Annotated in this window: 13 protein-coding genes and 1 pseudogene; 5 read left to right on the top strand and 9 right to left on the bottom strand. The window is 60.4% G+C overall.

Going from position 1 to position 14,728, the window contains the following annotated elements; genetic code table 11:
* Positions 1-256 precede the first annotated feature (256 nt).
* Positions 257-466, bottom strand: coding sequence for a hypothetical protein (locus tag PM3016_RS07365; protein ID WP_014368953.1), 210 nt, complete (start codon positions 464-466; stop codon positions 257-259).
* Between the two features lie 202 nt (positions 467-668).
* On the opposite strand from PM3016_RS07365, the gene mtnK reads away from it, so the two are divergent.
* The gene (gene mtnK, locus PM3016_RS07360; protein ID WP_014368952.1) at positions 669-1,874 is read left to right on the top strand and encodes an S-methyl-5-thioribose kinase; all 1,206 of its coding nucleotides are present in this window, start codon (positions 669-671) and stop codon (positions 1,872-1,874) included.
* Between the two features lie 51 nt (positions 1,875-1,925).
* Positions 1,926-3,005, top strand: coding sequence for an S-methyl-5-thioribose-1-phosphate isomerase (gene mtnA / locus PM3016_RS07355; RefSeq protein WP_014368951.1), 1,080 nt, complete (start codon positions 1,926-1,928; stop codon positions 3,003-3,005).
* A 115-nt stretch (positions 3,006-3,120) separates the two neighbouring features.
* On the opposite strand, the gene PM3016_RS07350 is transcribed toward mtnA, so the two are convergent.
* On the bottom strand, positions 3,121-5,268 hold the full coding sequence (locus PM3016_RS07350; RefSeq protein WP_014368950.1) for a hypothetical protein: 2,148 nt from the start codon (positions 5,266-5,268) through the stop codon (positions 3,121-3,123).
* Positions 5,269-5,595: 327 nt separating this feature from the next.
* On the opposite strand from PM3016_RS07350, the gene PM3016_RS07345 reads away from it, so the two are divergent.
* From PM3016_RS07345 to nagA, 3 genes are all read left to right on the top strand, one after another.
* Positions 5,596-6,456, top strand: a complete 861-nt coding sequence (locus PM3016_RS07345) for a MurR/RpiR family transcriptional regulator (RefSeq protein WP_014368949.1) — start codon at positions 5,596-5,598, stop codon at positions 6,454-6,456.
* Positions 6,457-6,460: 4 nt separating this feature from the next.
* The gene (gene nagB, locus PM3016_RS07340; RefSeq protein ID WP_013914825.1) at positions 6,461-7,189 is read left to right on the top strand and encodes a glucosamine-6-phosphate deaminase; all 729 of its coding nucleotides are present in this window, start codon (positions 6,461-6,463) and stop codon (positions 7,187-7,189) included.
* Between the two features lie 153 nt (positions 7,190-7,342).
* The gene (gene nagA, locus PM3016_RS07335; protein ID WP_014368948.1) at positions 7,343-8,362 is read left to right on the top strand and encodes an N-acetylglucosamine-6-phosphate deacetylase; all 1,020 of its coding nucleotides are present in this window, start codon (positions 7,343-7,345) and stop codon (positions 8,360-8,362) included.
* Positions 8,363-8,559: 197 nt separating this feature from the next.
* On the opposite strand, the gene PM3016_RS07330 is transcribed toward nagA, so the two are convergent.
* The 7 genes and pseudogenes from PM3016_RS07330 to PM3016_RS07300 form a co-directional block, all read right to left on the bottom strand.
* On the bottom strand, positions 8,560-9,072 hold the full coding sequence (locus PM3016_RS07330) for a hypothetical protein (RefSeq protein ID WP_238540465.1): 513 nt from the start codon (positions 9,070-9,072) through the stop codon (positions 8,560-8,562).
* A gap of 475 nt (positions 9,073-9,547) precedes the next feature.
* Positions 9,548-10,342, bottom strand: coding sequence for an SDR family NAD(P)-dependent oxidoreductase (locus PM3016_RS07325; RefSeq protein WP_013914821.1), 795 nt, complete (start codon positions 10,340-10,342; stop codon positions 9,548-9,550).
* 157 nt (positions 10,343-10,499) lie between these two features.
* Positions 10,500-11,660 carry a UxaA family hydrolase gene (locus PM3016_RS07320; protein WP_014368947.1) on the bottom strand — a complete coding sequence of 387 codons (1,161 nt, stop codon included), beginning with the start codon at positions 11,658-11,660 and terminating at the stop codon, positions 10,500-10,502.
* The gene (locus PM3016_RS07315) at positions 11,657-12,001 is read right to left on the bottom strand and encodes a UxaA family hydrolase (RefSeq protein WP_014368946.1); all 345 of its coding nucleotides are present in this window, start codon (positions 11,999-12,001) and stop codon (positions 11,657-11,659) included. Before PM3016_RS07315 ends, PM3016_RS07320 begins: the two co-directional genes overlap by 4 nt.
* 77 nt (positions 12,002-12,078) lie before the next feature.
* Positions 12,079-12,989 (bottom strand): annotated as a pseudogene (locus tag PM3016_RS07310) (fumarylacetoacetate hydrolase family protein).
* Between the two features lie 61 nt (positions 12,990-13,050).
* A complete protein-coding gene (locus PM3016_RS07305) occupies positions 13,051-13,824 on the bottom strand; it encodes an SDR family NAD(P)-dependent oxidoreductase (protein ID WP_014368944.1) in 774 nt (257 codons plus the stop codon).
* 109 nt (positions 13,825-13,933) lie between these two features.
* Positions 13,934-14,695 (bottom strand): IclR family transcriptional regulator, encoded by a 762-nt coding sequence (locus PM3016_RS07300; RefSeq protein WP_014368943.1) that lies wholly within the window; start codon positions 14,693-14,695, stop codon positions 13,934-13,936.
* Positions 14,696-14,728 lie beyond the last annotated feature (33 nt).

The following is a 14,728-nucleotide window of genomic DNA, read 5'->3' as shown; positions in this document are numbered from 1 at the left end:
ATTCCGCCTCGCGGCCGACACCCTTGCCCTTGGCTAACGGTAGGCGCTCGCCAGCCCCCGTTCGGGACTCTCACCCTAGAGATGACGCCCATGCTGGGCGTTACAAGCAAGAAAGGGAAGGCGCTTCTGCCCTCCCTTTTTGGCGTATCCGCCTTTATCTGTTATTTTCTCTATATCTCTTCGGGAATCAGGCGGTCCTCCGGGTACGGTTCGTCCGCTGCGGTTAACCTAAGACGAAGAAACTCTGTCCGTCCGCTCAGCGTGGATCCTCGGGATTTCGGGCCTCCCGGTATACATAGTCATTCTCGCTTCGAACGTCGTCGTCCTGCAGGGAAGCTGTATAGGTCACTCCGGCCTGGACTCCGGACAGACTGTCCGCAGGCTGCGCCGGCATCAGCAGGGCCACGATCCACCAGGCCGCGAGAGCGATTCCCGCCAGCCACAAACTGTCCATCCGCGTCTTCATCCTTATTCCTCCGCCGGATTGTGTCATATCTCCATTATCGGAGGACTGAATTAACCCGGCGTCATGCCCATGTGAATCTTTTGTAAAAAAGAGCCGCCGCTCCCCGGAACGCACACGGACTGCTCCTTCCAACGGAGCCCGGTTTCCTTTATACTAGAGTGAAATGATAGTTTGCTTATCCAATAAGGAGGAATAACCACTCATGTCTGCTTACCATCCGCTTACGGAAGCTGAAGCCATTGAATATGCGCGCCGGCTGCCCGACCTCTTCCATGCAGAGTCCGAACTCGTATCTCGTGAAATCGGCGACGGGAACCTCAATCTCGTCTTTCATATCTCTGAGCCCTCCACCGGCCGCAGTATCATCCTGAAGCAGGCGCTGCCTTACGCCAAGGTGGTTGGCGAATCGTGGCCGCTGACACTCGACCGCGCCCGCATCGAAAGCGAAGCGCTGATGATTCAGGAATCGCTGTGCCCGGATCTCGTGCCGCATGTACATGTTTACGAGCCGGATCTGGCTCTGACGGTGATGCAGGATCTGAGCGACCATGTCATCATGCGCCGCGGTCTCATCGAAGGCAACCGGTACCCGCTGTTCGCCGGGCACATCGGACGCTTTTTGGCCCATACTCTTTTTTACACGTCGGATCTCGGCTTGAACCAGCAGGAGAAGAAGGAACGCGTGAAGCGGTTCATCAATCCGGAACTGTGCAAAATTACCGAGGATCTCATCTTCGACGATCCTTATACGGATTCACCGAATAACAATGTGCCTCCGGCGATCCGCGATGCCGTCGGTGCGGTATGGGGGGATGGGGAGCTTCACCTTGAGGTAGCCATTCTCCGCCAGAAGTTCCTTACGAGCGCCCAGGCGCTGCTGCACGGAGATCTGCATACGGGCAGTATCTTCATTACACAGGAATCGACGAAAGTCATCGATCCCGAGTTCGCCTACTACGGTCCGATGGGCTTCGATATCGGCGCCGTGTTCGCCAACCTGCTCCTGAACTTCGCCGCCCAGGAAGGCTGGAGTGCGGATGAGGCCTCCCGCCGCGACTTCCGCGCCTACCTGACGGGAACGATCCGCGACACTTGGAACAACTTCGAGCGGGAATTCCGCCGCCTGTGGGATGCTCATGGGGTTGACCGCATGTCCCGGACCGCCGGATACCAGGACTACTACATGAGAACCCTGCTCCAGGATACCTTTGGCTTCACCGGTGCGAAGATGGTCCGCCGCGTACATGGACTGGCCCAGGTTGCCGACATCAACAGCCTCACGGACGAAGCGGCGAAGGAACGCGCCCAGCGCATTGCTCTCTCGATCGGCACAACGCTGATCAAGTTCAACCGCCAGGCATCGTCCATCGAACAGCTGATCGAGATTGCGGACAAAGCGGTGCAATAAGAGCAAGCCTCTTGCATCCGCCTACTAGACATAAGAGGAGTGAGATTCACCATGACTGTACAAAATCAAGAAACCGCCGACTGGCTGCAATCGGTCCGCTGGAACTCCCTGGAGGACCGGCTGGATCTGCTTGACCAGCGTCTGCTTCCGGACGAAATCCTCTATCTCGAGCTGACCACCTCCGAACAGGTATGGGATGCGATCAAGCAGCTGGCTGTACGGGGCGCCCCCGCTATCGGCATCGCGGCGGCATTCGGGGTCTACCTCGGCATCCGCGGCGTGAACGGCAGCCGGGAAGAGCTGCTGGCCGAAGCCGGCCGGCAGTGCGATTACCTCGCGACCTCGCGTCCGACGGCCGTGAACCTGTTCTGGGCGCTGGACCGGATGCGCGCACGGGCTGAGGCGCTGCTCGGGCCAGACAGCGATACGTCGGTTGAGACGGCCAAGGAGCTGCTGCTTGACGAAGCCCGCGCCATCCAGGCGGAGGACGAAGAGACCTGCCGCCTGATCGGCGAGCACGCGCTGGAGCTGTTCCAGGACGGCATGGGCGTCCTGACGCACTGCAACGCGGGCGGCCTCGCGACGGCCCGCTATGGTACGGCCCTTGCGCCGATGTACCTGGCGCAGGAGAAGGGCATCGCCCTCAAGGTATTCGCCGATGAGACGCGGCCCGTGCTACAGGGTGCCCGACTGACGGCGTTCGAGCTCCAGCAGGCTGGCGTCGACGTCACCTTGATCTGCGACAACATGGCCGGCGCCGTCATGGCGAAGGGCTGGGTCCAGGCCGTCATCGTCGGCACGGACCGCGTCGCCGCCAACGGCGATGTCGCCAACAAAATCGGCACGTACAGCGTTGCCGTTCTGGCCAAAGCGCACGGCATCCCGTTCTACGTGGCCTGCCCGATGTCGACGATCGACCTCGGCACGCCGACGGGCGCCGATATTCCGATCGAGGAGCGTCACGAGGACGAGATCACACAGGGCTTCGGCAAGCGTACGGCTCCGGCCGGCGTGAAGGTGTACAACCCGGCCTTCGACGTGACGCCGAACGAGTATGTGACGGCGATCATCACGGAGAAGGGCGTCATCCGCGCACCTTACGCGGAGAACCTGAAGAAGCTGTTCGAATAGCAGCAGCCGGCAATGAAGAAGACCGTATCCCCCATGAACTTGGGGGATACGGTCTTCTTTTTTTAACCGGACGAATCAGTCCCGGTTGGGAACAGCAAGTTCAAGCGGAAGCCGGCTAAGGCTTCGCCCGGTAGGGTTCGATCAGGTGGAGATAATCCACAACGTCCCCTGCGTCGAAGGTACCGTCTCCGTTGAAATCCTGCCCGTTCTTCAGCTCTTTGAGCACGTCCTCAGCTTTGCCGATGACCGGGATGGGAGGCACAGTCAGCTCCCGGGGCTCGCTGTCGAGCCTGCCCGCCGCCTTGGCATAGGCCGTCACTTTCTCCCCTGCCTTCACGAGAGGCTTCTGGGCCGCGTTGTACGGCTGATAGCCCTGACCGCCGATCTGATAATACATTTCAGCTCCTTCCTCGGAGGTGAGCGTCAGTTCCCGCGTACCGCCGGCCGGTTTGCCGAGCTTCATTTTGACCATAGTGTAGTCAGCCTCGAAGACTCCGTAATCCCCTGCCGGCAGGCCGGACAGCGGCAGCTCGGCCCCGCCTTCGCTTACCAGGCCGGAACGGTCGTGCACCCACCCGCCGCCGCTGGATACGAAGACGCCAGCCGGCTTATTGGTATTCCCGCTTGTTGTCTTCAAGGTGAGCTTCACCGGTTGACCGGCTGCCATCGTGACTCCGCTGATTTCAAACCTGACTACTTTGCTGACAGGCTTCATGCCGGTGCTGTAGGCTGGAGACTGTTCCTCCCATGCCAACACATAAGCACCTGCAGAGAAGGTACTGCCGGTGAAATCGAGAGTCACCGCCCCCTCTGCAAACACAGCGACGGGGTACGCCGCCGTAAGCGGATAAGGGGTACCGTTAAGCGGTACGCTAGATGGCCTTGCCGCCCGATGGATCACGATGAGGTAGCCATGGGGTTCCGCACCGGCACCGCTTACCACAACGCGGGCGGTGTTAATCCCTTCGCCCAGCCCGTCGAACTGCAAGTAGTAGCCGGCAGCTTCCGACTGGCGGCCGTACGTTACATCCGCCACGGTTCCCTCATCCGCCGCAGCCGTCAGCACAGCACGCGCATCGTTCAGCTCCACAAACACCGTTACGGGGCCGCTTACTGTGTACGGTACCTGCAGTGTGTAGACTGAGTCCGTCACGCTAAGCGGCTGCGACGTCTCCGACTCTTTTACGGCAAGAATCGTCGTGTCCACAGGCTCTTCCCCCGCTTCGCGGAGGACGATCTCATAAGCTGCGGATTCCATGTCACCGGCCAACTGAGCTTTCAGCACGTAAGTACCGCCCGCTGCCGGATTGACAATCCCTGCCGATTCATTCAACGTGATCTCCACCGGTGTCAGTCGAGGCATCTCCCATGAAGGGATAACCACCTCGACAATGCGCTCGCCGCCTTCTCCATAGTACACGGCTGTACCGTTGGGCTCGATCACCGTTTCTCCCTCCCAGCCGGTCCGAACGGATACATTGGACGGAGACAGCTCCGCATTCATCGTATAGCCCGGTGGGAACGTCAGCTGTACTGTAGTGTCGGAGCCCGATTCGCTGCCGGTCGCTTCCGTTTCTTCACTGCTGCTGAGGGCTAGCACAGGCTGATCTCTATACGGTGCGTCAAAAGAGAACGTATAAGGCACATCCCGTGCCCCCGCCGTGTCACTGCCTGCCGTAACCCCCAGCCCGCGGACCGTCTTGTCATACACATAGGAGTAGAAGTACGCCCACGCTTCTTCCGCCGAAGTTCTGGCGGAAAACATATACTCCCCGCCCAGCGGCGGATTCTCGGCAAGCCCCAGGAAGAGCTGCACCTTATCCTCCGGGTTCGCGGCAAATCCTGCCGGCAGCTGGAAAACGATCGACGGGCCGTTCGGGCCGTCCACATGGGTCCCCGTCAGCTCCCAGTTCTCTCCGGGATTGACGGAGATCTGATAGACGGCTCCGGTCATATTCCAGCCGTATTCGGCAGGATACCGAAGCTCGATCGTATCCGTTCCCCCGAGAACTTTGTTCGTGTAGAACTCCATCACCAGATTGTTTTGCTCGTTCACGTAGGGATTTAACTCCCATTGACCATAATTATAAAAGTACAACCCGCCAATGGAAGACGGTTCTTCTCCACCGGTTTCCTCCAGCATCGTGCCCATAGTCGCCTGCGCCGGCTGCAGACCGGAAACCAGCCCCATCACCAGCAGAAGCAGGGCAAGCAGCACGCGGCCTGCCCTTCCCCATCCCGCCGGCCTTACTGCCAAGTTCAAAACGGGTAAAACCCCCTTCTATCGCTGAAGCACATCAGCATGATTGTCCACTCCCCATCTATATACAGGAACCGTGCAGTCACTCCACGATCTTCCAAGCGGCAGATTCTATTATACTACCTGCCCGGCAGGCGTGAAATGAAGATTTACCAGTTTTGAGGGGGTAGGGAGGCTTTTTTATAAAATATGGCGGCACGGGAAATGATGTAGATTGCCTGTTGCTTCCGGTTTGAGGATACGATATGATGGTTATGAAAAATATTTTTGTTAACTTACGATAAATAAAGAAAATAATTTACAAAAAAAATAACAAAGACGGGTGATCCCATGTCCAGCATCCTTCAGTCGATCCGAGACCGACAGCATGCCATGCACCGGCAGGAGCAGACGCTGGCGCAGTTCCTGCTTGACCATCCCCATGAGGCCGTGCATCTCAGCATCACCGAGCTTGCCGGCCGCTCCGGCACCAGTACGGCAACCGTATCGCGCTTCTGCCGGAATCTGCTCTTCAAGGGCTACAGCGACTTCCGCATGAAGCTGGCCGCCGAGCTGGTGCTTCCCCCTCCCGGCAAGCCGTCTTACCAGGACATTGTCGCCGGCAATTCCCTGCCCAGCATCGTGGAGGCGATCGAGAAGAACCACCTGCGCTCCATCTCCGATACGACACGGCAGCTCGATCTGCAGGAGCTGCAGCGGGCCGTAGACGCGCTGCAGTCCGCACGCCGCATTGATCTCTACGGCGTCGCCACCTCGGGCGTGGTCGCCCTTGATTTTCACCAGAAGCTCGTACGGATCGGCCGGATGGCCCAGCATTACTCGGATTCGCATATGCAGATTACCTCCGCCTCCAGCCTCACGCCGGAAGACGTCGCTTTCGCCTTCTCTTACTCAGGCGAAACGGTGGAGACCTATGACGCCCTGCTCTGTGCCAAGGAACGCGGCGCCGTCACCATCTCGCTGACGAAGTTCGGCGCGAACCGCATCTCGTCGGCGGCGGACATCCGGCTCTTCGCCTCGACTCTGGAAGAAGGCATGCGCCGGGGAGACATGGCTTCCCGGATCGCCCAGCTCCACGTTGTCGACATCCTATTCACGGCACTCGTCAGTGCCGGCTTCGAAGATTATGTGCCTCAGCTGGAGCATTCGTTCCAGCAGGTCCGCAAATTCCGCAATGAAAAAGGGAGATGAACTTATGAATATTCTTACCTTCCGTTCTCAAGACGAACTGAACAAAGCGGGTGCGGGGATCATCACCGGCCTGCTCCAGACGAACCCGAAGGCCTGCCTGGGCCTGGCCACCGGCGGCACTCCGGTCGGCATTTACCGGGAACTGGTAGAGACCTGCCGCCAGGGCCTCGTCTCATTCTCCAAAGCATCGGCCTTCAACCTGGACGAGTATGTCGGCCTCGACCGCAGCCACCCGGCGAGCTACTACACCTTCATGCAGGAGCACCTGTTCAGCCACGTGGATATCGCACCGGAGCGCTGCCATATCCCGGACGGCTCCGCCCCTGACCCGGAAGCGGAATGCGTCCGCTATGACAGCCTGCTGGAGGAAATCGGGCAGATTGACCTGCAGCTGCTCGGCCTCGGCCATAACGGCCACATCGGCTTCAACGAGCCGGATGAGGAACTGGAGCGCGGCACGCATGTCGTGGAGCTGCAGGAGCAGACGAGACAGGCGAACGCCCGGTTCTTCGACCGCCCGGACCAGGTGCCGACGCATGCGATCACGATGGGCGTAGGCACCATCCTGAAGGCGAAGACCATCCTGCTCATTGTGCGCGGCCGGGACAAAGCGGAGATCGTGAAGCGCGCCCTGCAGGGGCCGATCACGACCGAATGCCCGGCCTCGCTGCTGCAGACCCATCCGCACGTGGTCGTCCTGCTCGATTCGGAAGCGGGGAGCCTGCTGTCATGAGCCAGACGGTCACACAGCGCATCATTCACGCCCGCATCGCCACCGAGAACGGCACCGAAGCGGACGGTTTCCTCGAGGTGCTGCGGGACGGCAAGATCGGCGCCTTCGGCCCCATGGCCTCCTTGCCCGCGACCCCCCGAGCCGGCCGAGATTGTGGATGCCAAGGGAAGCTGGCTGCTGCCCGGCTTCATCGACGTTCATGTCCACGGCGGCTGGGGCGGCGACTTCATGGATGCCTCCGAGGAATCCCTCGCCAAGATCACACGGTTCCACGCCAGCCGCGGCACGACCACCATGCTGGCCACCACGATGACCGCGTCCCGGGAAGACATCACCCGGGCCCTGCAGGCTGTGCAGGCTTTCCGCGCGAAGGGCATGCCCTTCGCCCGCCTCGCCGGCGTGCATCTTGAAGGCCCGTTCATCAACCCGAAGCTGGCCGGCGCCCAGGACCCGAAGCTCATGCTCCCTCCGCAGAGCGAGTGGCTCGAGGAGTGGACCTCCGCCTATCCGGGCCTGATCCGGCTGCTCACGCTCGCTCCGGAGCTCGAAGGAGCCGCTCCGTTCATCCGGATGCTCGCCGGCCACGGCATCGTGGCGGCCTGCGGCCATACGGATGCGGCCTATGACCAGATCCAGGAGGCGGTCTCGCACGGGCTGAGCCATGCGGTACACACCTTCAATGCCATGAAGGGCCTTCACCACCGCGAACCCGGCGTCGTCGGCGCCGTACTGACGAACGAGGCGGTCACCGCGGAAGTCATCGCCGACGGCATTCATGTGCACGAGGCCTGCGTCCGGCTCCTGACCGTGACCAAGCGCCAGGGCAACCTCGTTCTCGTTACCGATGCGATCTCCGCCGCGGGACTCGGGGACGGCGACTACATGCTCGGCGGCCAGGACGTCGTCGTGAAGGACGGGGTCGCCCGCCTCAAGGAAGGCGGCAACCTCGCCGGCAGCACGCTGACGATGATCGACGCCCTCCGTTACATGGTGGAGCGGATTGGCCTCTCCGTCGAGGAAGCCAGTCTGCTCGCCAGCCGCAATCCGGCACGGGTGCTGGGCTTGTCGGAGCACACCGGCAGCATTGCCGGCGGCAAGGCCGCCGACCTTCTTCTCGTCTCCCCGTCCCTCGAGATCGAGCGGGTGTGGGTCGACGGACGCCGCGTTTGCTGAAGCCGGCAAGCCCCCTGCAGCCCACCAACCTTCCGCCTTTATGCACCAAAAGCCCGGTTTATTCGCTATTGCGAACAAGCCGGGCTTTTTTTAGGATGAATCGCTGTCTTGTATCACAGCATTTCGGGCCGTACGTAGAAGCAGGTTCTGGGGTGTGAGCAAAGCTGCCTCTCTTCTGCGGTAAAGGCCGGGCCAGCTTACTTCGCCAGGAACTGCTGGGTCACCAGATAGTAGCGGAGCTTGCTCAGATCCTTCTCAGAGATGGAATGAATCTCGGCCCCGTAGCGGATCGTCTTCTCCTGGATGTGGGCGTACCGCACGATCAGCTTCGGATGAATCGTCGCTTCATCGCACATGATCATCGTATCGAACACATGGTTCATTTTGACGGAGAAGTCGTTGACCTCGAATCCGAATCCGAGACGGCTGACGTTGGTGAACCGAACGGCCATCGTCTTGAAGTCGTCGATCAGCGTGCCGTACGTGTTGAGCTTGTAGCTCGTGAACACTTTATCCTCGTCGCGGTACATGTCGTCATAGATTTGGCTCCCGGCGGCTTGAATATGGAAGAGTTCGGAATCGGCCGGCACCAGGATCAGTTTGGACTGCGAGACGCGAAGCACTCTCATCTGGGCTTTCGTTCTATAGTTGAATGCGATCACCGATTCGCCCCCGGCGAACGAAGACGGGTCCGTACAAGATACCTCCATCAGATCGTTCCCCTCATATGAGACTTGACCGCGATACACCTTACCATTGTGCAAAAGTTGCATGTCTTTCATCTCACTCACCCCCTGCTTGATTACTTATAACTATATCCGGGAATCTTTCGGAAAGTTTCAGCTAATTATTAGGAGATTATTAGATTTCGTAAGAGATTCCCTCTAATAGAGTCGAAGATTGTCGAATTATAGCATTGTTTTTGCATCCTGTTAAGTACTTAGCTTTTATATACCCCAAATCATGGAAGTTGATACGTGGTTGTCCCGCGCCTTCTTATCCGCATGCGAGGCCCCGCTTTCCTCCGTCCAGGCCCTGATGCCGTTCCTGCTATCCCTTTTTTACACAGCACAGCCTCCGATCAAACCCCTGAATCCCCCCCTTATCCCATCCGTACAGAATGAAAAAAAGCCCTCCTGCCGGCAGGAGGGCTTCTCAAACTTCATATAGGACATTCGGCGCAGATTAATGCTCGAGATGGTCATCCGGCTGAGCCGCCTTGACCGTTAGGCCCCCGTCCACCATGAGCAGGTGGCCGTTGATCTGCATCGCTTCCTCGGAAGCGAGGAACACGACCGCATCGCCGATCTGGCGCGCCGTACCGAGGCGCTTCATCGGGTTGGCTTCGACCTCTTTGGCCCGGATGCTCTCATCCGCCAAATAATCGGTGCACATATCCGTGTCCACTGTACTCGGGCCAACGGCGTTGACGTTGATGTTGTGGCGGCCGAGCTCGATCGCCATTCCCTTGGTCAGCATATGGGCCGCCGCCTTCGAGGACTGGTAGTGGGGGATTACGGGACTGGTCACGACCAGGCTTGCCGTGGACAGCACGTTGATGATTTTGCCGTACCGCTTCGGGATCATCGCCTTCGCCGCGAGCTGCGAGCAGAGGAACACCGACTTCACATTCGTATCATAGGTGCGGTCCCAGGTCTCCTCGCTGGCCTGAAGGAACGACTCGAACGGAGCGATGCCCGCATTGTTGACGAGGATCTCCACCTCCCCAAGCTGCTCGCTCACCTGCTCGAACATCGCGGTCACCTGATCCTTCTTCCCCACGTCCGCCTGTACGATCATGCTCCGGACGCCCAGCGCTTCCGCTCTGGCCTTCACTCCCTCGGCCAGCTCCCGCGAACGCTCGGATGTGAAATTGACGGCCACATGCGCCCCCTCTTCCGCCAGCCGGATAACGATCGCCTCGCCGATGCCCCTGCTGCCCCCGGTGACCAGCGCCACCCGTCCTGTCAATCTGCCCATACTGCCGTTCCTCCTCTGGTTAGGGTCAAAAAAGAATCGAACAAAACGGCGTCCGCCGGCTCCTGCTTCCGTCCTGCAGAACCCGGCGGACGCCGCTTCATCTCCAAGCTTTCCTCTTTTTGTATTGCGGCCCAAAGCCGCTTCTTCGGGCAGCTCCTTACAAGCTCGGTCCGATCCGGTTGATGCTGAACTCCGTATGGCCGAGAATCTCGGCCTTCGTCAGCTTGCCGGCCGCGACGGCCGCAATCTCTTCCCAGACCGCCGCCCCGGCCGCCTCCAGGCTCATCGTGCCCTCCAGCATATCGCTGACATCCACGTCCATGTTGTCGGACATGCGCAGGTACATCTGTTTGTTGCCGGTAATCTTGATGACCGGCACAACAGCCGAGCCTGTCGGCGTTCCGCGCCCGGTCGTGAAGCAGACGAGATGGGCGCCGCCGGCGGCCATCCCCGATACGCACTCGATGTCGTTCCCCGGGGAATCCATGAAGTACAAGCCGCCCTTCGGAATCCGCTCGGCGTACTCGATGACCCCCCGGATCGGTGCCGTACCGCACTTCGAGATGCAGCCGAGCGACTTCTCCTCGATCGTCGTGAGACCGCCTGCGATATTGCCGGGGCTCGGATTGCCGCCGCGCATGTCGGCACCCATCCGCTCCACCTCCCTCTCGAAGCGGCCCACGATATGATAGAGCTGATCGGATACCCCCGGCGCCGCACAGCGGGAGGCCAGCACATGCTCGGCCCCGATAATCTCCGTCGTCTCGCCGATTACGACACCGCCGCCCAGGCCGATCAGCGTATCGGCGGCCGCGCCGAGCGCCGGATTGGACGCAAGGCCCGAGGTCGCGTCGGAGCCGCCGCACTTGACGCCGATGATCAGCTCGCTCATCGGGAACGGCTCCGGCTGCATGGCGTCCAGCTGCGCCCGCATTCTCCGTGCAATCTCGGTCCCGTGCTGAATCGCCTTGACCGACCCGCCCACGGATTGGATGTCGAACACCTCGACAAGCTTGCCCGTCTCACGGATGGACTCCGCCAGCGCATGGGGATCGACCACCTCACAGCCGAGCGAGATGATGATCACCCCGCCGACGTTCGGGTTGCGGCCCGTTCCGGCCAGCACTTCGAAGGTGCGGTCTTTGTCCGCGCCGATCTGCGAACAGCCGTGCTGGTGCGGAATCGCCACCGTCTCCGGCACGAGCTGGGAGATGCGGCTGCAGACCTGGTTGGAGCAGATCACCGTGGGAATGATCAACAGATGATTGCGGATGCCGATATCGCCGTTCGGTCTGCGGTAACCCATCAGAGTAGTCATGCGTTCAGGCTCCCTTCGCTTGTCGTACCCGTACCGGCCTGATCCCCGCGGCCCCGGATGCCTTCGACATTATGAACATGCACATGCTCACCTGCACGGATAGGGGCCGTCGTACGGCCGATGACCTCCCCGTATTTGCGTACCTCCACGCCTTGGGGAAGATCCTGCAGCGCCACCTTGTGCCCGAACGGCACCGGATCCAGAAGTTTCACCTGCAGCTCTTCGCCGCCCCGGTAGCAGGTGATGCTCTCCCCTGCCGCCAGCTCCCTGATCGCCGTCGCCACATGATCGCGCGGGTCCATCACCAGCGCCTGCGCGCCTGCGGTAATCTGTCCTGCCATGCTGCCGCTCCTCCTCTATTATGCTTGCCGCCTGACCGGCCTGATGTCTTCCTTGTCCATGCCAGCCCGGTTCCGGCTTACTTCCGCTCGCTGACCATCCGGTTCGTGAGGGCGCCAAGCTTCTCGATCTCGATCGTCACCACGTCCCCGTCCTTCAGGTACACCCGCTGCGCTTCCGGCAGCCCAGAACGACGCCCTCCGGCGTTCCCGTCAGGATCACGTCGCCCGGCTGCAGGGTCATATGCCGCGAGATATAGCTCACAATCTCGTCACAGTGGAAGATCATGTCGGACGTATTGGAGCTCTGCCGTGTCTCCCCGTTCACCTTGCAGGAGATCGCCAGCTCGTTCGGATTGCCTACCTCATCTGCCGTCACGAGGTATGGGCCGAGCGGGGCGAAGCCGTCAAGCGTCTTGCCGAGCATCCACTGGGCCGTGCGCAGCTGCAGGTCGCGGGCCGAGAGATCATTGGCGCAGCTGTAGCCGAGCACGTAATTCAGCGCTTCCTCCCTCGGAACGTCCTTCGCCTCTTTGCCGATCACGATCGCGAGCTCCGCTTCATAATCCACCTGGGAGGTCACGCGTTCCGCCAGAGAGACGTCGTGTCCGTGTCCGGTAAGGGCATTGCTGAATTTGTTAAAAAGAATCGGATACTCCGGAATCTTCGCATTCGTCTCCTCGGCATGCTTGCGGTAGTTCAGCCCCACGCAGATGATTTTGCCGGGCTGGAGGATGCTCGGACCGAAGGTCTGGTCCGCCTCGTCGAACAGGGCGCCTCCCTTGGCGCCGGAAGCGAGCATCTTGTCCACGAGACCCTGAAGCGCCTGCAGGGCGCCTGCTCCCCCGTCGATGACCTCCTGCATGCTGAGCGGCACGTTCAGCTTGCCGTCCTCCAGGATATCGAGCGCGCGCTCGACATACAGGATACCCTCATCCGTCTTGATGCCCAGCTGCAGCCGGCCGCCTTGTACAAAGTTAAGCAGTTTCATAGCAGTAGCCTCCTCTTCCCCTACATATATAGTAGATTAAGAGCTTTCGCTCTTGTAGCGTTTACCCGTTCTTCCCAAAAACGACTCCGCCGTCGATATACAGCGGAGAGCCCATCATGAACTTCGATTCGTCCGAAGCGAGGAACAGAGCCGCCTTCGCGACATCCTCCGGCCGGCCGAGATCACCGCTGAGCTGCCGCTTCTTGAGAGATTCATAGCCCGCCTCCGGATTATCGTACGACTTCCGCAGGTAGTCCTCGACGAAAGGCGTCAGAATCGTACCCGGCAAAAGCGCGTTCACCCGAATGTTATACGGGGCGTAGTCCACCTGCATGGACTTGGTCAGCGCCAGCACCGCTCCCTTCGTCGCCGAATAAGAGGCTCTGCGCGCAAGCCCGATTTCCGCGATGCAGGAGGACATATTGATGATCGAGCCTTCCCGGCGGGCCATCATATGCGGCAGCACATACTTGCTTGGCAGGAATACGCCGCGGATATTGACCTCGATGACCCGGTCCCACTGCTCCGGCTCCACCTCGTGAATCGCGCCTACCCCGCTGATCCCCGCATTGTTGAACAGCACGTCGATGCGGCCGTAGGTTCCGATCACCGTATCCACGAGCCGCTGAACCGATTCGGGCTTCGTGACGTCCGCCTGGACGAAGACCGCCTGGCCGCCTTCGCTGCGGATCTCCTCTACGGTCTCCTGCCCTTTGTCTTCCGCCAGATCGTTCACAATGACAACCGCTCCCTCACGGGCGAACAGCAGTGCCGAGCTCTTTCCGATCCCCGAGCCGGAGCCTGTGATGAGAATGATTTTGCCGTCCAGTCTCATAGACGCCTTCCTTCCTCTCTCCCTGTGGTTGCATGCAAAGCCTGCACCTGCCTGCTTGCCAACGTGCCCGCCTGTATTCCCGCAGCCAGCGTATTCCGGTTCGGACCGTTCAGACGAGTCCCGGATTCTGGGACAACCGCCGGGCGAGCGCGCAGATCTCCCGAATCGCCTGCTCCTGCTTCGCTTCCCATTCATGAAGGAACATCGAGCAGGAGATCGCGGCAATTACGCTGCCCGCGCTGTCTCTCACCGGAGCCGCCACGCAGCAGAACCCCATGACCGCTTCCTGCAGATCGAAGGCATAGCCGCGGTCCCTGACGTCCACCAGCTGCTTCAGCAGCTCCTCCCGGCTGCGGAGCGTGTGCGGGGTAGCCGCCGGCTCCAGCGCCTCCTCCGGAAAAAACGCTTCCAATTCGGACCGTTCCTGCCAGGCCAGCATCGCTTTGCCCAGCGCGGTGGCATGCGCGGGCAGCTTCAAGCCGGGCTCGGAGGCAAGCCGTACGGGCGACGGCATCTCTTCCTTCGCCAGATAGAGCACCTCGTGACGCTCCAGCTTGGCAAGCTGAATCGTTTCCCCCAGCGTATGCTTGGTCACCGAAGCCTCCTTACGGAACCGGTCGATCAGGCTGAAGCCTTTGAAGAAAGCGTGGCCGAGATAGCCCATCCGCGCACCGAGCGTATACGTTCCGTCCGCGTCCCGCTTCACCCAATCGAGCGCCTCGAGCGTCGCAAGCAGAGAGAACATTGAGCTCTTGTTGTACCCGAGCCGCTTCGACAGGTCAATCAGCCTGAGAGCCGAGGGCTCTGAAGCGATGGCCTGCAGGACCGCATCCGCTTTCTCCAAGGCAGGCACCCAATATTTTTTGTCCATGTGCCCTCCATGCTGTCCATTACGGTTTATTAT

The organism is Paenibacillus mucilaginosus 3016, from assembly GCF_000250655.1.
Taxonomy (GTDB): Bacteria; Bacillota; Bacilli; order Paenibacillales; family NBRC-103111; genus Paenibacillus_G; species Paenibacillus_G mucilaginosus.
Note: the sequence above shows the minus strand (reverse complement) of the source record. Positions and strands in the feature narration are given on the sequence as shown.